Annotated in this window: 1 rRNA gene; it reads left to right on the plus strand. The window is 52.6% G+C overall.

The window, feature by feature from the left end:
• Positions 1–162: 162 nt before the first annotated feature.
• Positions 163–279, plus strand: a 5S ribosomal RNA gene (rrf, locus tag KYX17_RS31670).
• The last annotated feature ends 12 nt before the right edge of the window (positions 280–291 follow it).

The raw sequence follows: 291 nt of genomic DNA on the forward strand, positions 1-291 counted from the left end.
CGCAGTAATGCGTGTAGCTGACTGGTACTAATAAGCCGATGACTTGATAACACTTCGTTTGAACTGAAGCTGTTCGCGTCCACTGAGTGGTTCTCGATGTACGGTCGAGAACCGCAGACAACATTCTTTTGTTGTGTGCATGACTTGAAACATCAATAGTGTTTCGGCGGCCATAGCGAGAGGGAAACGCCCGGTCCCATTCCGAACCCGGAAGCTAAGCCTCTCAGCGCCGATGGTACTGCAGGGGGGACCCTGTGGGAGAGTAGGACACCGCCGGACTCCTTTTAGAAA

It is taken from the genome of Microbacterium sp. CIAB417 (assembly GCF_022788845.1).